At 76.2% G+C, this 22,465-nt stretch carries 1 protein-coding gene and 2 pseudogenes; all 3 read right to left on the bottom strand.

What is annotated here, in order from left to right:
• Window positions 1-41: 41 nt before the first annotated feature.
• Complete coding sequence (locus IF55_RS41000; protein WP_245661582.1) at window positions 42-10,478, bottom strand: type I polyketide synthase; 10,437 nt, start codon at window positions 10,476-10,478, stop codon at window positions 42-44.
• A 148-nt stretch (window positions 10,479-10,626) separates the two neighbouring features.
• Window positions 10,627-22,380 (bottom strand): annotated as a pseudogene (locus IF55_RS32375) (SDR family NAD(P)-dependent oxidoreductase).
• Window positions 22,381-22,431 (bottom strand): annotated as a pseudogene (locus IF55_RS41530) (polyketide synthase docking domain-containing protein); the annotation flags it as partial.
• Window positions 22,432-22,465 lie beyond the last annotated feature (34 nt).

The raw sequence follows: 22,465 nt of genomic DNA, 5'->3' as shown, positions 1-22,465 counted from the left end.
CTCGGCTGCCTTGTCCGGCCAGGCCGTCTCGCCCCCGCGGTTCAGTCACGGTCGCCGCCCAGCGCCATCCGTACGAGATCGTCGACGGCCATGTCCGCGAGGTCCGCGGTGTCGTCGGTGTGCCCGGTGCCGTTCGCCGGGGGTTGTTCGTGGGCGGTGCCGGCCGCCGGGCCGGTGCCGTCGAGGCCGTCGGCGAGGTTCAGCAGCGCGTCGAGGAGCCCGGCGCGGCGCAGCGCCGACGGCGGGATCGCGGCGAGCCGCGCGCTGATCTCGGCGTCGGTACGGCCGCCGGTGCGGCCGTCCTCGTCGCCGGCCTGGGCGGCGTCGTCCGGCAGCAGCCGTTCGGTGACGTACGCGGCGACCTCGGCCGGGCTCGGCCGGTCGAAGACCAGGGTGGCGGGGAGCCGGAGGCCGGTGGCCGCGTTCAGCCGGTTGCGCAGGTCGACGGAGGTCAGCGAGTCGAAGCCGAGGTCCTTGAAGGCGCGGTCGGGGTCGACGGCCTCGGCGCCGCGGTGGCCGAGGACGTCCGCGACGCGGGCCCGTACGAGGTCGAGGACCGCCGCCCCGCGCTCCTCGGCGCCGAGCCCGGCCAGCCGCCGGCGCAGCGATCCGGCGTCGGCGTCGTCCGTGCCGGCCGCCCGCCTGCGGACGCCGCTGGGAACCAGGGCGGACAGCAGCGGCGGGACGGGGGCCGTACGGGCCGCGGCGCGCAGCCGGGCGAGGTCGAGCTTGACGGGGACGAGGAAGGGCTCGTCGGAGGCGAGCGCCGCGTCGAGGAGGGCCAGCCCCTCGTCGGTGGAGAGGGCGGCGGTGCCGCCGCGGGCCATCCGCCGCAGGTCGCCCTCGGCGAGGGTGCCGGTCAGGGCGGAGCGTTCGGCCCACAGCCCCCAGGCCAGGGACTGCGCGGGGAGCCCCTGGGCCCGGCGCCGCTGGGCGAGGGCGTCGAGGAAGGCGTTGGCCGCCGCGTAGTTGCCCTGTCCGGCGTTGCCCACGGTGGCGGACGCGGAGGAGAACAGGACGAACGCCTTGAGGTCCATTCCGTCCGTCAGCTCGTGCAGGTGGAGCGCCGCGTCGACCTTGGGGCGCAGCACGTGGTCCACGCGCTCGGGCGTCAGCGACTCGACGAGTCCGTCGTCGAGGACGCCCGCGGCGTGCACGACGGCGGAGAGGGGGTGTTCTTCCGGTACGCCCTTGAGCAGGGCGGCGACGGCGCCGCGGTCCGCGACGTCGCACGCGGCGAGGGTCACGTGGGCTCCCGCGGCCCGGAGTTCGGCCGCCAGGTCGGGCGCGCCGGGCGCGTCTGGTCCGCGCCGGCTCACCAGCAGCAGGTGCCTGACGCCGTGTCGGGCGACGAGGTGACGGGCCACCAGGGCGCCGAGCACTCCCCCGGCGCCGGTGATCAGCACGGTCCTGTCCGCGTCCCAGTGAGCGGTGGCGCTACTCGCACCCTCCCGCACGAGCCGCGCTACCAGCAATTCACCTCCCCGCAGTGCCAGTTGGGGCTCGTCGCTCGCGAGCGCGGCGGGGAGACGGTCGGCGACGGCCGCCGGGTCGTCGGCGTCGAGGAGCAGGAAGCGGCCGGGGTGTTCGGACTGGGCCGAGCGCAGGAGTCCGCGCACGGCCGCGGCCGCGAGGTCGGTGAGCCGGTCGCCGCGGCCCGTGGCGACGGCCCCGCTGGTGAGCACGGCCAGACGCGCGTCTTCCCAGCGGGGGTCCGCCAGCCATTCCCGCGTCAGGGCCAGAACGCGGTGCAGCGCGGCGCGTACTGACGGCGCGTCGGCTCCCTGTTCCATGCAGGGGACGACGACCACGGACGGCGGCGGCATGCCCTTGTCCACGGCCGCGGCGAGCGACGCGAGGTCGGGGTGGCTGTCGGGGAACAGATCGCCGCCGTCGTTGGCCCCGCCGATGGCCGCCCAGTGACCGAGGCGTTCGGCCGCCCCGGTGGCGGGCAGCGGCGTCCACTCGGTCCGGAAGAGGGAGTCGGAGGCGACGGTGCCCGTTCCGGCGGCGCGCAGCGCGTCGAGGTCGACGGGGCGTACGGCCAGTTCCTCGACGGTCGCGACGGGGCGGCCGTCCGGGTCGGCGGCGTCGATGGAGACGGTGCCGTCGGGCCCGTAGCGGAGCCGGACGCGCAGCGTGGTGGCGCCGGCGGCGTGCAGCCGGACGCCGCCCCAGGAGAACGGCAGGCCGGCGGCGCTGCCGCCCGGTGAGCCCGCTCCGCCCGGGTCGGAGCCGTTCGGCGAGCCGAGCCAGAGCCCTTGCAGGGCCGCGTCGAGGAGGGCGGGGTGGAGCCCGTACGCGGGGGCGTGCGGCTGCTGATCGTCGGGCAGCCGCACTTCGGTGAAGATCTCGCCCCCTCGCCGCCAGGCGGCCCGCAGGCCCTGGAAGGCGGGTCCGTAGCCGTATCCGGAGGCACCGAACCGGGTGTAGAGGTCGTCCACGGCGATCGGCTCGGCCCCTGGCGGCGGCCAGGCCGCGCCGGTGGCGGCGGGCGGCGCGGCGCTCGCGGTGTCGGGGCCGAGGACGCCCGTGGCGTGCGGGGTCCAGTCGCCGGCGGCGGCGTCCTCGCGGCGGGAGAACAGGTCGATGGCGCGGCGGCCGTCGGCGTCGGCGGCGCCCACGCGCAGTTGCAGCCGGAGGACGGCGTCGGGCGGCAGGAACAGCGGTGCCTGGAGGGTGAGTTCCTCGACGGTGGCGCAGCCGGCCTCGTCGGCGGCGCGTACGGCCAGTTCCACGAAGGCCGCGCCGGGCAGCAGGACGGTGTCGGAGACGCGGTGGTCGGCGAGCCAGGGGTGGGTGCGCCGCGACAGCCGGCCGCTGAGCACCAGTTCCCCGGTGTCCGCGACCTCGATGGCGGCGGCGAGCAGGGGGTGGCCGGCGCTGTCGAGGCCCGCGGCGCCGATGTCGCCGCGGGCCGTGGCCTCCGGCCGCGGCCAGTAGCGTTCCCGCTGGAAGGGGTAGGTGGGCAGGTCGACGCGGCGTGCTCCGGGGTAGGCGGCGGAGAGGTCGACGGGCAGCCCGGCCTCCCATGCCTCGCCGAGGGCGCGCAGCATACGGGCGGGGCCGCCGTCGTCGCGGCGCAGGGTGCCGATGGCGCGGGCGTCGCGTCCGGCGCCGTCGGCGGTCTCCTGGACGGCGGCGGCGAGGACCGGGTGGGCGCTGGGCTCCACGAAGAGGCGGAAGCCGTCGTCCAGGAGGGCGCGGGTGGTCTTCTCGAACTCGACGGTGCGGCGCAGGTTGCGGTACCAGTACCCGGCGTCCAGTCCGGTGCCGTCCAGCGGCTCGCCGGCCACCGTCGAGTAGAACGGCACCTCGGCCTGGCGCGGCGTCAGGCCGCCGAGCTGGGCGAGGAGTTCGTCTTCGAGGCGTTCGACGTGCGCGGAGTGGGAGGCGTAGTCGACCGGTACGTAGCGGGCGCGCACCTCCCGCCGCGCGGCCTGGTCCATGAGTTCGTCCAGGGCCTCGACGTCGCCGGAGACCACGGTGGAGCGGGGCCCGTTCACGGCCGCCACGGACAGCCGGCCGCCCCAGCGGGCGAGCCATTCGCGTACCTGGTCGGCGGGGAGCGCGACGGAGGCCATGCCGCCGGCGTCGGAGAGGGCGCGCAGGGCCTTGCTGCGCAGCGCCACGACGCGGGCCGCGTCCTCCAGGGACAGCGCCCCGGCGACGCAGGCCGCCGCGATCTCGCCCTGGGAGTGGCCGACGACGGCGCCCGGCTCGACGCCGTACGCGCGCCACAGGCCGGACAGCGACACCATCACCGAGAAGAGCACCGGCTGGACGACGTCGACCCGCTCGAAGGCGGGCGCGTCGTCGTCGGCGCGCAGCACGGCGCTCAGCGACCAGTCCACGTGGGGCGCGAGCGCCTGTTCGCACGCGGCGATCAGGTCCGCGAACACCGGCTGGGCCGCCATCAGTTCGGCGCCCATGCCGACCCATTGGGAGCCTTGGCCGGGGAAGACGAACACGGCGCGGTCGTCGGCGTCCGGGGCAGCGTACGCCGTCGCCGACGAGTCATCGGCCAGTGCGCGCAGCCCGGCGAGGAGTTCCCGGCGGTCGCCGACGAGCGCCGCGCGGTGCTCGAAGGAGGTGCGGCCGTGGAGGGTGCGGCCGATGTCGGCGGGGTGCGCGGCGGGGCTGTCGGCCAGGTGCCGGGTCAGCCGCCGGGCCTGGGCCCGCAGGGCTTCGGGGGTACGGGCCGACAGCGGCCAGAGGGTGACGGCGCCGTCCGGGTCGGGGCGGTCCACCGGGTCGGAGCGGTCAGCCGGGCCGGAGCGGTCAGCCGGGCCGGAGCGGTCAGCCGGGTCGGAGCGGTCAGCCGGCCCGCCGCCGACCGCCGAACCGGCGCCGGCCACCAGCGCAGGGCGGTCCGCCGGTTCGAATTCCGGTCCGGACTCCGCCCCAGGGGCCGCCTCGGGGTCCGCCTCGGGCGCCTGTTCCAGGATGGTGTGGACGTTGGTGCCGCTCAGTCCGAAGGACGACACTCCGGCGCGCGCCGGCCGGCCGCCGTCGGGCCAGGGGCGGGTCTCGGTGGCGAGGGCCAGGGCGCCGCGATCCCAGTCGACGTGGGTGGTGGGCCGGTCGATGTGCAGCGTCGGCGGTACGGTGCGGTGCCGCATGGCGAGGACGGTCTTGATGACTCCGGCGACGCCGGACGCGGCCTGGGTGTGGCCGATGTTGGACTTCAGCGACCCGACGAGCAACGGGCGTTCCGCGGGCCGGTCCTGACCGTATGTCGCGAGGAGCGCCTGGGCCTCGATGGGGTCGCCGAGGGTGGTGCCGGTGCCGTGCGCCTCGACGACGTCGATGTCGCCGGGGGCGAGCCCGGCGTTGGCGAGGGCGGCCCGGATGACGCGCTGCTGGGAGGGGCCGTTGGGGGCGGAGAGGCCGTTGCTCGCGCCGTCCTGGTTGACGGCGCTGCCCCGTACGAGCGCGAGCACCGGGTGGCCGTTGCGGCGCGCGTCGGAGAGGCGTTCCAGCAGCAGGACGCCCGCGCCCTCGCCCATGCCCATGCCGTCGGCGGCGTCCGAGAACGCCTTGCAGCGGCCGTCGGCGGCGAGTCCTCGCTGGCGGGAGAAGGTGACGATGGCGCCGGGGGTGGCCATGACGGCGACGCCGCCGACGACCGCGAGGGCGCAGTCCCCGGCGCGCAGGGCCTGCCCGGCGAGGTGGAGGGCGACGAGGGAGGAGGAGCAGGCGGTGTCGACGGTGACGGCGGGCCCTTCGAGGCCCAGGGTGTAGGCGACGCGGCCGGAGACGACGCTGGGGGCGCTGCCGGTGAGGAGGTGTCCTTCGCCCTCGGCGGACTGGGCCACGACGTTGGCGTAGTCGGCGTAGTTGACGCCGGTGAAGACTCCGGTGCGGCTGCCGCGGAGCGTCGCCGGGTCGAGTCCGGCGCGTTCGAGGACTTCCCAGGTGGTTTCCAGGAGCAGCCGCTGCTGGGGGTCCATGGCGAGCGCTTCGCGCGGGGAGATGCCGAAGAAGGCGGCGTCGAAGTCGGCGGCGTCGTGGAGGAAGCCGCCGTGCCGGGTGGTGGAGGTGCCGGGCCGGTCGGGGTCCGGGTCGTACAGCTCGTCGAGCGGCCAGCCCCGGTCGGCGGGGAACTCGGTCACGGCGTCGCCGCCGTCGGCGAGGAGGCGCCACAGTTCCTCGGGCGAGGTGATGCCGCCGGGGAACCGGCAGCCCATGGAGACGATGGCGATGGGGTCGTCTTCGGCCGCGGCGGCCGGTTCGGCGCTCGGGGCGGGGGCGGTCGGCGGGGCGTCGCCGCCCATGAGTTCCGTGCCGATGTGCCGGGACAGGGCGGCGGCCGACGGGTAGTCGAAGATGAGGGAGGAGGGCAGCCGCAGGCCGGTGGCGGCGGACAGCCGGTTGCGCAGTTCCACGGCGCTGATCGAGGCGAAGCCCAGTTCCTGGAACGCCTTGCCGGGCCTGATGTCGTCGGCCGAGCGGTGGCCGAGTACGGCGGCGGCGTGGGTGCGGACGAGGTCCAGGAGCGTCCGGTCGCGGCCCGTCGCGTCGAGGGCGGCGAGCCGGTCGCGCAGCGCCTGCGCCGCGGGGGCCTCGGCGGGCCCGTCGGCCGTCTGCCGGGCCAGGACGCGGCGCGCGTCGGGGACGCCGGTGAGCAGCGGGCTGGGGCGGGCGGTGGTGAAGACGGCGGCGAACCGCTCCCAGTCGACGTCGGCGACGGCCAGTACGGTCTCGTCGTCGTCGAGTGCCTGTTGCAGGGCGGTGAGGGCGCGGCGGGGGTCGATGCGCGGCAGGCCGTGCTCGGCCATCTTGAACAGGTCGGCGTCCGGTCCGGCGGTCCGGCCCTGCCAGGGGTTCTCGGCCTGCCAGACGCCCCAGTCCACGGTGGTGGCCCGCAGGCCGCGGGCGCGCCGGTGCTGGGCGAGGGCGCCGAGGTAGGCGTTCCCCGCGGCGTACGCGCCGTGGTCGCCGCTGCCCCAGACCCCGGCGATGGAGGAGAACAGCACGAAGGCGTCCAGTTCCCGGTCGAGGAGCGCGTCGAGGTGGGCGGCGCCGGCGGCCTTGGCGGCGACGATCCGTTCGAAGGCGGACAGCGGGGTGGACTCCAGGGGGGCGAGCGCGATGAAGGCCGCCGCGTGGACGACGGCGGTGACCGGGTCGCCCTGGGCGTCGAGGCGGGCCAGCATCTCCTCGACGGCGCCACGGTCCGTCAGGTCGCAGCGCGGCAGGGAGAGGCGGGTGCCGGACTCGGCGAGTTCCGCGGCGAGTTCGGTGGCCCCGGGGGCATCGGGGCCGCGCCGTCCGGGCAGGACGACGTGTTCGGCGCCGCCCCGGGCGAGCCAGCGGGCGAGGTGCGGGCCGACGGCGCCGGTGCCGCCGGTGAGCAGGACCGTGCCGCGGGGCCGCCAGGGCCGTCCCTGGCCGGCGGCCCTGGGGGCCCTGGCCAGGCGGCGGGCGAGGAGTCCGGTGGCGCGGAGCGCGAGCTGGTCCTCGCCGGGGCCCGCGGCTCCGGCGAGCGCGGCACCGAGCCGGGCCCGGGCGCGGTCGTCGAGGCGGTCCGGGAGGTCGATGAGGCCGCCCCAGCGGGCGGGGGTCTCCAGGGCGGCGACCATGCCGGTGCCCCAGACGAGGGCCTGGCCGGGATCGGTGACGGGGTCGGTGGGGCCGGTGGAGACCGCGCCGTTAGTGGCGCACCACAGGGGCGCGATGATCCGCAGGTCGCCGAGGGCCTGGACGAGCGCGACGGTCAGGGCGGTGCCGCCGGGCAGCGCGGGGTGCCGGGGGTGCGGCCGTGCGTCGGCGGCGAGCAGGGACAGCACGCCCGCCGGGGTGCGGCCGGCGAGGGCCGCGGTGAGTTTGGCGGCGAGCGCGTCGCGGCGTACGTCGTCGGCGGTCAGTTCTACGGGCAGCACGTCGACGCCGAGCGCGGCGAGGGCCTGGAGGGGGCCTCGTACGCGGTCGTCCGCCGTGCGGCCCGCGGGGGTGATCACGAGCCAGTCGCCGTCGGGGGCGCGCCGGGGCGGTTCGGCCAGGGGCTGCCACTGGGCGCGGTAGCGCCAGGAGTCGATGGCTTCGGCGTCGGCGCGCCGCTGCCGCCAGGCGCGCAGGCCGGGCAGGACCCGGTCGAGGGGTTCGGGGTCGACGGCGAGGCGGTCGGCGGTGTCGGCGAGGTCGCCGTCCTCGATCATCCGCCAGAAGTCGCCGTCGGCGGGGTCGGCGGCCGGGCGCGGGTCGGCGTCGTCCGCCGGTTCCAGCCAGTAGCGGCGGGTCTGGAAGGGGTAGCCGGGCAGGGGGACGGTGCGGGCGCCGGTACGGGCGTAGACGGCGGCCCAGTCCACGGCGACGCCGGCGACCCACAGTTCGGCGGCGGAGGCGAGCGCCCGGCGCGGGCCGCCCTCGCCGCGCCGCAGGGTCCCGGCGACCACCGCGCCGCCGGCGGCGGACGCGGGTGCGGCGGCGTCTTCGACGGTCTCCTGGACGGCCATGGTCAGCACGGGGTGCGGGGACGCTTCGAGGAAGACGTCGAAGCCCTGCTCGGCGAGGGCGCGGACGGCGGTCTCGAAGCGCACGGTCTGCCGCAGGTTGCGGTACCAGTACCCGGCGTCCATGGCGGTGGTGTCCAGCCAGTCGCCGGTGACGGTGGAGAACAGCGGGACGCGGCCGGGCAGCGGCCGTACGGCGGCCAGCTCTTCCCGCAGCCGGTCCTCGATCGCGGCGACCTGGGCCGAGTGGGAGGCGTAGTCCACGGGGACGGCTCTGGCCCGTACGCCGTGCTCCTCGCAGTGGGCGAGGAGTTCGGCGAGGGCGGCGGCCTCGCCGGAGACGACGACGGAGGCGGGGCTGTTGACGGCCGCGACGGACAGCCGCTCGCCCCAGGGGGCGATCTCGGCGCGGGCCCGGTCCTGGGGCAGGGCGACGGAGGCCATGCCGCCGTGTCCGGCGAGGGCCCGGAGCGCGCGGCTGCGCAGGGCGACGACTTTCGCGCCGTCGTCGAGGGTGAGGGCGCCCGCGACGACGGCGGCGGCGATCTCGCCCTGGCTGTGGCCGACGACGGCGTCGGGCCGTACGCCCCACGAGTCCCAGAGCGCGGCCAGGGACACCATGACCGCGAACAGCGCGGGCTGCACCACGTCGACGCGGTCGAGGGACGGCGCGCCGGGCTCCTCGCGCAGGACCGCGAGGACGGAGAAGCCGGTGTGCGGGGCGAGGGCGGCGGCGCAGGCGTCGAGGCGGTCGCGGAAGACTTCGTGGGAGTCGAGGAGTTCGCGGGCCATGCCCGGCCATTGGGAGCCCTGGCCGGGGAAGACGAGGGCGGTGCGGCCCTCGGCGGCGGGGCCGCCGCCGAGTACGAGGCCGGGGGCGGCGACGGCGTCGGGGCGGGCGAGCGCGTCGAGGGCGTCGCGCAGTTCCGGGAGGCTGTCGCCGAGCAGCACCGCCCGGTGTTCGAAGGCGGCGCGGGTGGTGGCGAGGGAGAGGCCGATGTCGGCGGGTTCCGGGTCGTCGTCGGCGTCGAGGCGGCTGCCGAGCGCGGCGGCCTGGTCGCGGAGGGCGGCGGGGGTACGGCCGGAGAGCACCCAGGGGGTCGTCGGCAGCGGCGCTGCGGGCGGCTCGGCGCCGGACTCGGGCTCTGCCGCGGGGGCGGGGGCGGGGGCCTCTTCGAGTACGAGGTGGGCGTTGGTGCCGCTCATGCCGAAGGAGGAGACCCCGGCGCGGCGGGGGCGGCCGGTCTCGGGCCACGGCCGGGCGTCGGTGAGCAGTTCCACCGCGCCGGCGGCCCAGTCGGCGTGCGGCGTGGGCATATCGACGTGCAGGGTGCGCGGCAGGACGCCGTGGCGCAGCGCGAGGACCGTCTTGATGACGCCCGCGACGCCCGCGGCGGCCTGGGTGTGGCCGATGTTGGACTTGAGCGACCCGAGCCACAACGGCCGCTCAGCGGGGCGTTCCTGACCGTACGTCGCCAGCAGCGCGTCGACTTCGATGGGGTCGCCGAGGGTGGTGCCGGTGCCGTGCGCCTCGACGGCGTCGACGTCGGCGGCGGTCAGGCGGGCGTCGGCGAGCGCGGCCCGGATGACGCGCTGCTGGGAGGGGCCGTTGGGGGCGGTGAGGCCGTTGCTCGCGCCGTCCTGGTTCATGGCGGAGCCACGAAGAACGGCGAGTACGGGGTGGCCGTTGGTACGGGCGTCCGTCAGCCGTTCCAGGACGAGCATCCCGGCGCCTTCGCCCCAGCCGGTGCCGTCGGCGGCGGCCGCGAAGGGCTTGCACCGGCCGTCGGGGGCCATGGCGCCCTGCCGGTTGAACTCCACGAACACGGCGGGCAGCGACATCACGCTGACGCCGCCGGCCAGCGCGAGGGAGCATTCGCCGGCGCGCAGGGCGCGGGCGGCGAGGTGCAGGGCGACCAGGGACGCCGAGCACGCGGTGTCGACCGTGACGGCCGGGCCCTCCAGGCCCAGCGCGTAGGAGACGCGGCCGGACATGACGCTCATCGAGTTGCCGGTCATCAGGAAGCCCTGCACGGCTTCGGGGGCGTCGGCGCCCAGCGTCGCGTATCCCTGGTCGATGGCGGCGGCGAACACCCCGGTGCGGCTGCCGCGCAGCGACAGCGGGTCGATGCCGGCCTGTTCGACGGCCTCCCAGGCGGTCGTGAGCAGCAGCCGCTGCTGCGGGTCCATCGCGACGGCCTCGCGGGGCGAGATCCCGAAGAACTCCGCGTCGAAGTCGGCGGCGCCGTCCAGGAACGCGCCCTGCGCGGGCACGCCGCCCGCCGCGAGGTCGGCGGTGGGCCAGCCCCGGTCGGCTGGCAGCCCGGTCACGGTGTCGCGCCCGGCGGCCAGTAGTTCCCACAGGTCGTCGGGGGTGCGGACGCCGCCGGGGAAGCGGCAGGCCATCGAGACGACCGCGATCGGCTCGTGGGCTCTGGTCTCGGCGTCCGCGAGGCGTCGCCGGGTGTTCTGGAGGTCGATCGTCACACGGTTGAGGTAGTCGCGCAGCTTCTGGTCGCTCACCGGGAACCGCCGCTTTCGTCGTGGGTGTCGTCTCCCGGAGCCCGTCGCATCGGCGGAGACTGTGGAATCTGCGAAGTCGTCAGGAGGTGCGGGGCCGTCAGGTCCTGAGGGGGCGTCAGGACGCGCGTCCGGCGGGTGCGGGCGGGGTTCATGAGGCGCCCAACTGCCGGTCGATGTAGGCGAAGATCTCGTCGTCGGTCGCCGACTCGATGGTGTCGGCGAGCGGCGCGGCGGCTGGTTCCGCCGCGTCGTCGGCGGCCGGCGCCAGCCGGGACAGGGTGTCGCGGAGCCGGTGCGCCAGCTCGTCCCGTACGGCCTCGTCCGGTGGCAGCCCGGCCATCAGCGCCTCCAGGCGGTCGAGTTCGGCGAGGACGGCCGCCGCCGGGGACGGGCGCCGGGCGGCGGTCCGCTCGGTCAGGTGGCGGGCCAGCGCCTCCGGGGTGGGGTGGTCGAAGACCAGGGCGGCGGGGAGCCGCAGCCCGGTGGACGCGGCCAGCCGGTTGCGGAGTTCGACGCCGGTGAGGGAGTCGAAGCCGATCTCCTTGAAGGGCCGGGCGGGCCGTACCAGCTCCGGCGAGGTGTGGCCGAGGACGGCGGCGGCGCTGCCGCGTACCAGGTCGAGCAGGACGCGGTGCGCCTCGGCGGCGGAGAGCGCGGCGAGCTGCTCCGCCATGGACGCCGCGGGCCGGGCCTCGGACCGGGCGGGGCCCGGGGCCGTGCGCGGGGTACGGGCCAGGCCGCGCAGCACGGGCGGCACCGGCCGGCCGCCGCGCAGGGCGGCGGGGTCGATGCGGGCGGCCAGCAGGTAGGGGTGGGCCGAGCCGAGGGCGGCGTCGAACAGGGCCAGCCCCTCGGCGGTGGTGAGCGCGCCCGCGCCGCCGCCCGCCACGCGCTGGAGCCCGGCGGAGCCCAGCCCGGCCGTCAACGCGGAGCGCTGCTCCCACAGGCCCCAGCCGATGGACAGGCCGGGCAGCCCCGCCGCGCGGCGTTCGGCGGCGAGCGCGTCGAGCACGGCGTTGGCGGCCGCGTAGTTGGCCTGCCCGGCCCCGCCGAAGAGGGCGGCGCCGGAGGAGAACAGCACGAACGCCGCCAGGTCCATGTCCCGTGTCAGCTCGTGCAGGGCGAGCGCGGCGTCCGCCTTCGGCCGCAGTACGGACGCGAGTTGATCGGCCGTCATGTTGGCGGCGAGGGCGTCGTCGAGTACCCCGGCCGCGTGCACGACGCCGGTCAGCGGGTGCGCGTCGGGGACCTCGGCGAGCAGCGCGGCGAGGGCGTCGCGGTCGGCGGCGTCGCAGGCGACGGCCCGCGCCTCGGCGCCCAGCCCGGCCAGCTCCGCCAGCAGCTCGGCCACCCCGTCGGCGGCCGGCCCCCGCCGCCCGGCCAGCAGCAGATGGCGCACGCCGTGCTCGGCGGCCAGGTGCCGGGCCAGGAGCCGGCCCAGCGTCCCGGTGCCGCCGGTGATCAGTACGGTGCCGTCCGGGTCCAGCGGTGCGGGCAGCGTCAGGACGTTCTTCCCGACGCCACTGGCCTGGCTGAGGAACCGTACGGCCTCGGGGGCGCGCCGCATGTCCCAGCCGCGGACGGGCAGCGGGGCGAGCGCCCCCCGCTCGAAGAGGGCGAGGACGTCGGCGAGCATCGCGCCGATACGCTCCGGCCCGGCCTCCATCAGGTCGAACGCCCGGTAGCGGACGCCGGGGCAGCGCGCGGCGACCTCGTCGGCGTCGCGGATGTCCGTCTTGCCCATCTCCACGAACCGGCCGCCCCGTGGCAGCAGCGTCAGCGACGCGTCGACGAACTCGCGGGCCAGGCTGTCGAGTACGAGGTCCACGCCGCGGCCTTCCGTGGCGGCGAGGAACCGGTCGGCGAACTCGACGGTCCGGCTGGACGCGATGTGCTCGTCGTCCAGCCCGCCGGCGCGCAGCACGTCCCACTTGCCGGGGCTCGCCGTGCCGAACACCGTCGCCCCGGCGTGCCGGGCGAGTTGCGTAGCCGCCATGCCGACGCCCCCGGCGGCGGCGTGGATCAGCACCGTCTCTCCGGCCCGCAGCCCGCCGAGGTCGAACAGGCCGTAGTAGGCGGTGAGGTACACGATGGGAACGGAGGCGGCGCGGGCGAAGGACCAACCCGCCGGGATACGGGCGACGGTCCGCCGGTCGGCGACGGCGACGGGCCCGAAGGAGCCGCCGAAGATCCCCATGACCCGGTCGCCGGGGGCCAGGTCCCGCACCCCGGAACCGACCTCCAGGACGGTGCCCGCGCCCTCGCTGCCCAGCGTCTGCTGGTCCGGGTCGAGCCCGAGGGTGACCACGACGTCATGGAAGTTCAGCCCGGCGGCGCGCACCGCGATCCGCACCTCGCCGTCGCCCAGCGGGGCCGTGGCCTCGGGTGCGGGCACGGGCGCGAGGTCTTCCAGGGTGCCGGTGCCCTCGGTGCCGATCCGCCAGGCGGCCCCGCCCGAAGGAGGGGTCAGCACACCGCCGGAAGGCCCACCCTTGGCGAGCTGAGGCTTCATCAGCTCCGCGCCCCGTACGGCGATTTGAGACTCGCCGGAGGCGAGGGCGGCGCGGAGCGCGGGGTCGTCCGGGGCGGTGACCGGCCGGTCGAGGTCGACCAGGACGAAGCGGCCGGGGTGCTCGGTCTGCACCGTGCGCAGCAGCCCCCACAGGGCGGCCTGCGCGAGGTCGGCGGGCCCCTCGCCGCTGCCGGTGCGGACGGCGGACCGGGTGAGCAGCGCCAGCCGCGCCTCGGCCAGCCGCTCGTCGGCCAGCCAGTCCCGTACGAGGCCCAGGCAGGCGCGGGCGGTGGCGTGCACCTCATCGGCATGAGCGAGCCGGTCGGCCGATCCTGCGGGCCTGGCGGTCGGGCAGGCCGCGACGACCACGCCGGGGAGCGGGGCGCCCGCGTCGAGGGCGGCGCGCAGGGCGTCGACGTCCTGCCAGGAGGCTAGCCCGGGGACGGCGCCGCCCAGAGCGGCCCAGTCGAGGGGCGGCGCATCGGAGGAGGACGGCGGGCCCGCCGCGGGAGCGCGAGTTGAGTCACCCACGGCCGTACCGGCCTCGGAATCCGCCGCGGCCATGCCCGGCCCGGCGCCCGGCACCGGCGTCCAGTCGAGGTGGAACAGCAGCTCCCGGGCAGCGCTCGCGGCGGCGTCGAGGGCATCCGAGGCGAGCGGCCTGAGCAGCAACTCACCGACGGACAAGACCTCTTGGCCCGTCAGGTCATAGACCGTGAGGCCAATGGAGTCGGAGCCGCCAGAGCCCTCGGGGCCCCCGGCGGTCAGCCGCACCCGGAGCGCGGTGGCGCCGGCGGCGCGGCTGGTGACGCCGGTCCAACTGAACGGCAGCCGGGCCCGGCCGTCCTGCCCGGGCAGCAGCGCGGCGCTCTGCAGGGCGGCGTCCAGCAGCGCCGGGTGCACGGCGCAGGCGGCGGCGTCGGCCTGCTGCCGCCCGTCGAGCACGACCTCGGCCAAGATCTCGCCCTCCCGCGACCAGGCCGCGCGGATGCCGCGGAACGCCGGGCCGTAGCCGTAGCCCGCCTCGGCGAAGCGGTCGTAGAGGTCGTCCACCGGGATGGGCTCGGCGTCGGCCGGGGGCCACATCAGGAGGCCGGGCCCGCTCGGTACGGCGGCCGAGGCCGGGGCGAGGGTGCCGGTGGCGTACGGGGCCCAGGGCTGGCCCTCGGCCCGGTGGGGCCGGGCGAACACGCCGAGCGCGCGGCGCCCGTCGTCGCCCGCCTCGGCCACCCGCACCTGGAGCAGAACGGCCCCTTCCTCGGGTAGCGCGAGCGGCGCCTGAAGGGTCAGTTCCTCGACGACGGGGCAGTCGGCCTCGGCGGCGGCACGGAGGGCGAGCTCCAGCAGGGCCGTGCCGGGGAGGAGGGCGGTGCCGGACACGCGGTGGTCGGCGAGCCAGGGGTGGGTGCGCAGCGACAGCCGGCCGCTGAGCACCAGTTCCCCGGAGTCGGCGGCCTCCAGGGCCGCGCCGAGCAGCGGATGCCCCGTGGCGCCGAGCCCGGCGGAGGCGACGTCCCAGCTCGTGGTCGGGACGTCGAGCCAGAAGCGCCGGCGCTGGAAGGGGTAGGTGGGCAGCTCCACACGGCGCGCTCCGGGGTACGTGCCCAAGAGGTCCACCGGCAGTCCGCTCGCCCACGCCTGTCCCAGCGCCAGCAGCAGCCGGTCCCGGCCCCCGTCGTCACGCCGCAGCGTGCCGAGCACCACGGCCTCGACCCCGGCGGCCTCCGCCGACTCCTGCACGCCGACCGTCAGCACCGGGTGGGCACTCGGCTCCACGAAGCACCGGAAGCCCTCCGCCAGCAGCGCCCGCGTCGCCTCCTCGAACCGCACCGTCTGCCGCAGGTTGCGGTACCAGTAGCCGGCGTCGAGCGCGGCCGGGTCGGCCCACTGGGCGTCGACGGTCGAGAAGAACGGCACGTCGCCGGGCAGGGGCGCGACGGCCGCCAGCTCCTTCGCCAGCCGCTCCTGGATCTCTTCCACGTGTGCGGAGTGCGAGGCGTAGTCCACCGGAACGCGCCGCGCCCGCGCCCCCCGCTCCTCGGCCCGCACCAGCAACGCGTCCAACGCCCCCGCATCGCCCGACACCACGGTAGAGGCGGGCCCATTGACAGCCGCGACGGACAGCTCGCCATCCCACTCGGCCAGCCACTCCCCCACCTCCCCAGCAGACAGGGCCACGGACACCATGCCACCCCGCCCGGAGAGGACCCGCAGCGCCTGCCCTGAGAATGACCGACGACAGCACCCGGCTCCACGCCGTACGAACGCCACACCGCTGCCAGCGACACCATCACCGCGAACAAGGCAGGCTGCACCACATCGACCCGCTCCAACGACGGCGTCGACGAACGGCGCCAAAGCCCGCCCACACTCAGCAACCCGATCCGCGAACACCGGCTCCGAGTCCAGCAGTTGAGCAGCCATACCCACCCACTGCGAGCCTTGGCCGGGGAAGACGAACACGGGGCGGCCGGTGCCGGGGGCCGACGCTGTCGCCACGTTCCCGGCGGGGGTCCCTTGGGCGAGGGCGGTCAGACCTGCCGTCAGGTCGTCAGGGGCGGCGCCTACGACCACCGCGCGGTGCGGGTGCGCGGTGCGCGTCGTGGCGAGCGAGTATCCGATGTCGAGCGGGTTGCGGTCGCCGAGGCCGTCGGCGTCGTTCTCCAGGGCGGTCAGCAGCGTCGTCGCCTGCGCGCGCAGGGCTTCCGGGCTCCTCGCGGACAGCGGCCAGGCGACGGGACCCGCGATAGCGGGGCTATCAGGGAGGCCGGGGGGCTCCGGGGCCTCTTCCAGGACGACGTGTGCGTTGGTGCCGCTGACGCCGAACGACGACACGCCCGCCCGGCGTGGCCCGTCGACGGCGTCCCACGGGCGGGCCTCCGTCAGCAGCTCCACCGCGCCCGCCGTCCAGTCGACCTCCGGTGTCGCCGCGTCCACGTGCAGCGTCTTCGGCATCACCGCGTGCCGCATGGCCAGTACGGTCTTGATGACGCCGCCCACACCGGCGGCGGCGGAGGCGTGCCCGATGTTCGACTTGAGCGAGCCGATGCGCAACGGGCTGTCTGCTGACCGTTCCTGACCGTACGTCGCCAGCAGCGCCTGGGCCTCGATGGGGTCGCCGAGCCGGGTTCCCGTGCCGTGCGCCTCCACCAGGTCCACATCCGCTGCCCGCAGCCCGGCGTCCGCCAGCGCCGCCCGGATCACCCGCTGCTGGGACGGGCCGTTGGGGGCCGTCAGGCCGTTGCTCGCGCCGTCCTGGTTGACGGCGCTGCCGCGCACCACCGCCAGTACCGGGTGGCCCAGCCGCCGCGCGTCCGACAGCCGTTCCAGGAGCAGCATCCCGGCGCCCTCGCCGAATCCGGTGCCGTCGGCGCCGGCGGCGAAGGGCTTGCAGCGCCCGTCGGGCGCGAGCCCGCCCTGGCGGCTGAACTCGACGAAGAGTTCGGGGCTGCACATCACGTTGACGCCGCCGGCCAGCGCCATGGAGCACTCGCCGGAGCGCAGGGCGCGGGCCGCGAGGTGCAGCGTGACCAGCGAGGACGAGCAGGCCGTGTCGACGGTGACGGCGGGGCCTTCGAGCCCGAAGACGTAGGCGAGGCGGCCGGAGACGATGCTGCCCGAGTTGCCCGTGCCGAGGAATCCCTCGACGTCGTCGGGGATGTACGGGAGGAGCCGGGCCGCGTAGTCCTGCTGCATCAGGCCGACGAAGACGCCCGCCGGGGCGCCGCGCAGCGTCGCGGGGTCGATTCCGGCGCGTTCGAAGACTTCCCAGCCGGTTTCCAGCAGCAGCCGCTGCTGCGGGTCCATGGCCAGGGCCTCGCGCGGGGAGATGCCGAAGAACTCGGCGTCGAAGTCGGCCGCGTCGTAGAGGAAGCCGCCCTGCCGGGTGATGGAGGTGCCGGTACGGTCCGGGTCGGGGTCGTACAGCTCGTCGAGGGGCCAGCCCCGGTCGGCGGGGAACTCCGAGATGCCGTCCGCGCCGGCGGCGACGAGCCGCCAGAGGTCTTCGGGCGAACGCACTCCGCCGGGGAAGCGGCAGGCCATGGAGACGATGACGATCGGGTCATCGTCTTCCGCGACCTTCACAACGGAGGTTTCCTTATTGTCACTTTGACCTGCTGTCAGCTCCGCGAGCAGATGGCGTGCCAGCGCTTCGGGGGTGGGGTGGTCGAACACGAGGCTCGCGGGGAGCCGCAGTCCGGTGACCGCGTTGAGGCGGTTGCGCAGTTCCACGGAGGCCAGCGAGTCGAAGCCGAGTTCGCGGAAGGCCCGGCTCGCGTCGAGCGCGTCGGGCGAGGGGTGGCCGAGTACGGCGGCGGCCTGCGTACGGACCTGGTCGAGCAGCAGGCTGGTCCGGCCCTGCGGGTCGAGGGCGGCGAGCCGCTGCTGGAAGGCGCTGCCGTCGGCCGCCTCGCCGCCGGCCGCCACGGCCCGCCGGGCCCGTACGGGCACCAGGTGGCGCAGCAGCGGCGGCAGCTCCTCGCTCGCGGCCCGGTCCCGTACGGCGGCGGTGTCGAGCCGCATCAGCACGAGCGTGGCCCGGCCCGCGGTCCGGGCCGTGTCGAAGAGGGCGAGCCCCTGCTCGGTGGTCAGCGGCGGCATCCCGGAGCGGGCGAGGCGGCGCACGTCGGCGTCGGCGAGGTGGCCGGTCAGGGCGGACCGCTGGTCCCACAGGGTCCAGGCGAGGGACTGGGCGGGCAGTCCGGTGGCGCGGCGGCGCTGGGCGAGGGCGTCGAGGAAGGCGTTGGCCGCCGCGTAGTTGGCCTGCCCCGGCCCGCCGAAGGTGCCGGCGGCGGAGGAGAACAGCACGAAGGAAGAAAGATTTTGAAGCCGGGTCAGTTCATGAAGATTGATCGCCGCGTCGACCTTCGGCCGCAGCACGGCGTCCAGGCGCTCGGGGGTCAGCGCGGTGACGACCCCGTCGTCCAGCGCGCCCGCCGTGTGCACCACGGCGGTCAGCGGGTGTTCGGCGGGCACGGCCGCGAGCCGCGCGGCGAGCGCGTCGCGGTCGGCGGCGTCGCACGCGGCGACCGTGGCCCGCGCGCCGAGCCCGGCCAGTTCGGCGACCAGTTCCCGCGCGCCCTCGGCGGCCGGCCCGCTGCGGGAGAGCAGCAGGAGGTGGCGTACGCCATGTTGGGCAGCGAGGTGCCGGGCGATGTGCGAGCCGAGCAGGCCGGTGCCGCCGGTGATCAGTACCGTGCCGTTCGGGTCGATGGGGCCAGGCCCCTCGGACTCGCCCGCCGCCACCTTGACCAGTCGGGGTGCGAGGAGTTGCCCGCCGCGAGAGGCCAGTTGGGGCTCGCCGGAGGCGAGGGCCGCCGCGAGCCCGGTCGTGCTCCGCGGAGCCTCGTCCAGGTCGAGGAGGACGAAGCGCCCGGGGTGCTCGGTCTGGGCGGAGCGCACCAGGCCCCATACGGCGCTGTGCGCGAGGTCCGGTACGTGCTCGTCGTCGGTCACGGCGACGGCGCCCCTGGTGAGGAAGGCGAGGCGGGAGTCCGCGAGCCGTTCGTCGGCGAGCCACGCCTGCACGGCCGCCAGCGCCCGGTGCACGGCCGCCCGTACGGACTCCGGCGTCTCGTCGCCGCTGGCGCCAGGCCCGTCCGGCACGTCCGGCGTCAGGGAGAGCGGCACCACATCCGGTACGGGCGCCCCCGCGTCGACGGCCGCGATCAGCGATTCCACGTCCGCCCAGACGGCGGGCGGCGGCCCGGCGGGGGTGGTCGTGGGGGCCGGGCGGGCGGCGGCCCATTCGACCTGGAACAGGCTCTCGTGGAAGCCCGTACGGCCCGTGGCGAGCTGACCGGCGGCGGCCGGCCTGAGCGCCAGGGACTCGACGGTCGCGACGGGGCCCCCGGCCGGGTCGGCCGCCATGAGGGAGACCGCGTCGCGGCCGTCCGGCGCGATGCGGACGCGCAGCGCGGTGGCCCCCGAGGCGTGCAGCGTCACGCCGGTCCAGGAGAACGGCAGCCGCCCCTCGGGGTGCTCGTCCGCCCCCGGCGCGCCGGGCAGCCCGGTGGCGTGCAGCGCCGCGTCGAGCAGCGCCGGGTGCAGACCGAAGCGGTCGGCGTCCTGGCGCGGCCCGTCCGCCAGCGCCACCTCGGCGAACATCTCGTCGCCGCGCCGCCAGGCGGCCCGCAGCCCCTGGAACGCCGGACCGTAGACGAAGCCTCCCTCGGCGAAGCGCTCGTACGTACCGGCCACGCCGACCGGCTCCGCGCCGGGCGGCGGCCAGGCGCCGTCCGCTCCGAAACCGTCGAACACGGCAGCGGCCTCCGGCTCCGGGGCCAGGACGCCGGAGGCGTGGCGCACCCACGCGCCGTCGTCGTCGGCGGGCCCGTCCGGGCGGGCGTGCAGGGTCAGCGGGCGGCGGCCCCGTACGTCCGGGGCGCCGACGGTCAGCCGCAGCACCGCCCCGCCGTGCTCGGGCAGTACGAGGGGCGCCTCCAGCGTGAACTCGTCGACGCGAGGGCAGTCCACGCGGTCACCGGCCTGCACCGCCAGCTCAAGGAACGCGGTGCCCGGCAGCAGGATCGCGCCCCGCACGGCGTGCTCGGCCAGCCACGGGTGGCTCTGTACGGACAGCCGCCCGGTGAGGAGGAGGCTGTCGGCGTCGGCCAGGGCGATGACTGCGCCGAGCAGCGGGTGCCCGGCGGGGGTGAGCCCCGCCGAGGTCACGTCGGCCGCCTCGGCCGCGCCGTCCTCCAGCCAGTACCGCTCGCGCTGGAACGGATAGGTGGGCAGGTCGACGCGGCGGGGCGCGTGTCCGGCGAAGACGGCGCCCCAGTCCATCTTGACGCCGCGCAGGTGCAGTTCGCCCAGCGACTCCATGAGCCGGCGCGGCCCGCCGTCGTCGCGCCGCAGCGTGCCCACGGCCGCCGCGCCGCTCCCCGCGTCGTCCGCCGTCTCCTGCACGCCGACGGTGAGCACGGGGTGGGGGCTGGACTCCAGGAAGACCTGGAAGCCGTCGGCGAGCAGCGCGCGTGTCGCCTCCTCGAAGCGCACCGCCTGCCGCAGGTTGCGGTACCAGTACTCGGCGTCCAGGACAGTCGCGTCCAGTAGCCCGCCGGTGACCGTCGAATAGAACGGCACGTCAGCTTGACGTGGCGTCAGCCCTCGTAGTTCAGAAAGCAGTTGTTCGTGAATGTCCTCTACGTGCGCGCAGTGCGAGGCGTAGTCCACCGGAACGCGCCGCGCCCGCACCCCCCGCTCCTCGGCCCGCACCAGCAACGCGTCCAACGCCCCAGCGTCACCCGACACCACAGTAGAGGCGGGCCCATTGACAGCCGCGACGGACAGCTCACCACCCCACTCACCGGCCAGCCACTCCCCCACCTCCCCAGCAGGCAGAGCGACGGACACCATGCCACCCCGCCCGGACAGCACACGGAGCGCCTTGCTCCGCAGCGCCACCACCCGAGCCGCGTCCTCCAACGACAACGCGCCCGCCACGCAGGCGGCAGCGATCTCCCCCTGAGAATGACCGACAACAGCACCCGGCTCCACGCCGTACGAACGCCACACCGCTGCCAGCGACACCATCACCGCGAACAAGGCAGGCTGCACCACATCAACCCGCTCCAACGACGGAGCACCAACCCCGGCCCGTAGAACATCGTCCAACGACCAGTCCACAAACGGCGCCAAAGCCCGCCCACACGCAGCAACCCGATCCGCGAACACCGGCTCCGAGTCCAGCAGTTCGGCAGCCATCCCCGCCCACTGCGACCCCTGGCCGGGGAAGACAAAGGCCACGTCGGCGCTCGTGCCCGCGATCCCTTGGACGAGGCCGGGGGCGGCCGACCCCGCGGCGAGGGCGGTCAGGGCCTGCCGGAAGTCGTCCGGTTCGGTGCCGATCAGCACGGCGCGGTGTTCGTGCGCGGCCCTGCCCGTGGCCAGGGAGTGGCCCACGTCGGCCACGCGCCAGTCGGGTTCGGCGTCGAGGTGGGACCGGAGGCGTACGGCCTGGGCGCGCAGGGCCTCGGCGGTGCGGCCGGAGAGCACCCAGGGGAGCACGCCCGTGTCTTGGCCGCGTCCCTCTTCCTCCGGTTCCTCGGCGGCCGGGGCCTCCTCCAGTACGACGTGCCCGTTGGTGCCGCTGACGCCGAAGGAGGAGACGGCGGCGCGGCGCGGGTGACCGGTCGTCGGCCAGGGCGTCTCCTCCGTCACCAGCCGCACCGCGCCCGTGGTCCAGTCGATCTGCGGGGAGGGGTCCTCGGCGTGCAGGGTCGGCGGTACCACGCCGTGGCGCATGGCGAGCACCGTCTTGATGACGCCACCCACGCCGGCCGCCGCCTGCGTGTGCCCGATGTTCGACTTCAGCGAGCCGAGCAGCAGCGGCCGCCCTTCGGGCCGGTCGCGCCCGTACGTCGCCAGCAGCGCCTGCGCCTCGATGGGGTCGCCGAGCGGCGTGCCGGTGCCGTGCGCCTCGACGACATCGACCTCGGACGGGGCGAGGCCCGCGCCGGCCAGGGCCTGGCGGATCACGCGCTGCTGGGCGGGGCCGTTGGGCGCGGTGAGCCGGCTGCTCGCGCCGTCCTGGTTGACGGCGGTGCCGCGGACCACGGCCAGCACGGGGTGACCGTTGCGGCGGGCGTCGGAGAGCCGTTCCAGCAGCAGCATTCCGACGCCCTCGCCCCAGCCGGTGCCGTCCGCGCGGGCCGAGAAGGACTTGCAGCGGCCGTCGCGGGCGAGCCCGCCCTGGCGGCTCATCTCCACGAACGGCACCGGCGTGGACATCACCATCGCGCCGCCGGCCAGCGCCAGGGCGCAGTCGCCGAGCCGCAGCGCCTGGCAGGCGAAGTGCAGGGCGACCAGGGAGGACGAGCACGCGGTGTCGACGCTGACCGCGGGGCCCTCCAGGCCGAAGGTGTAGGCGACGCGGCCGGAGGCGACGCTGTCGGAGCTGCCGCTGCCGAGGTAGCCCGCGACGTCGTCGGGCGCGTGCCGCAGCCGTACGGCGTAGTCCTGGTACATGACCCCGGCGAAGACGCCGGTGCGGCTGCCGCGCAGCGTCGCCGGGTCGATGCCGGCCCGTTCGAACGCCTCCCAGGTGGTCTCCAGCAGCAGCCGCTGCTGCGGGTCCATGGCCAGGGCCTCGCGGGGCGAGATGCCGAAGAAGCCGGGGTCGAACCGGCCGACGCCGTCGAGGAAGCCGCCGAGTGAGGCGTAGGTGGTGCCGGGGCGTTCCTGTCCGGGGTCGTGGAGCGCGTCGAGGTCCCAGCCGCGGTCGGCGGGGAACGGGGTGATCGCGTCGGTCCCGGCGGCGACCAGCCGCCACAGGTCCTCGGGGGTCTCCACGCCGCCGGGGTAGCGGCAGCTCATCGCGACGATCGCGATGGGTTCGCGGTCCTTGGCCTCCGCGTCGCTCAGGCGCTGCCTGGTGCGGTGCAGGTCGGCGGTGACCCGCTTGAGGTAGTCGCGCAGCCGGTCGTCATTCACCATCGTCGGTCACCTTGCTCCGCTTGCTCGGCCGGGG

Origin of the sequence: Streptomyces varsoviensis (assembly GCF_000718635.1) — a bacterium.
Lineage (GTDB): Bacteria > Actinomycetota > Actinomycetes > Streptomycetales > Streptomycetaceae > Streptomyces > Streptomyces varsoviensis.
Note: the sequence above shows the minus strand (reverse complement) of the source record. Positions and strands in the feature narration are given on the sequence as shown.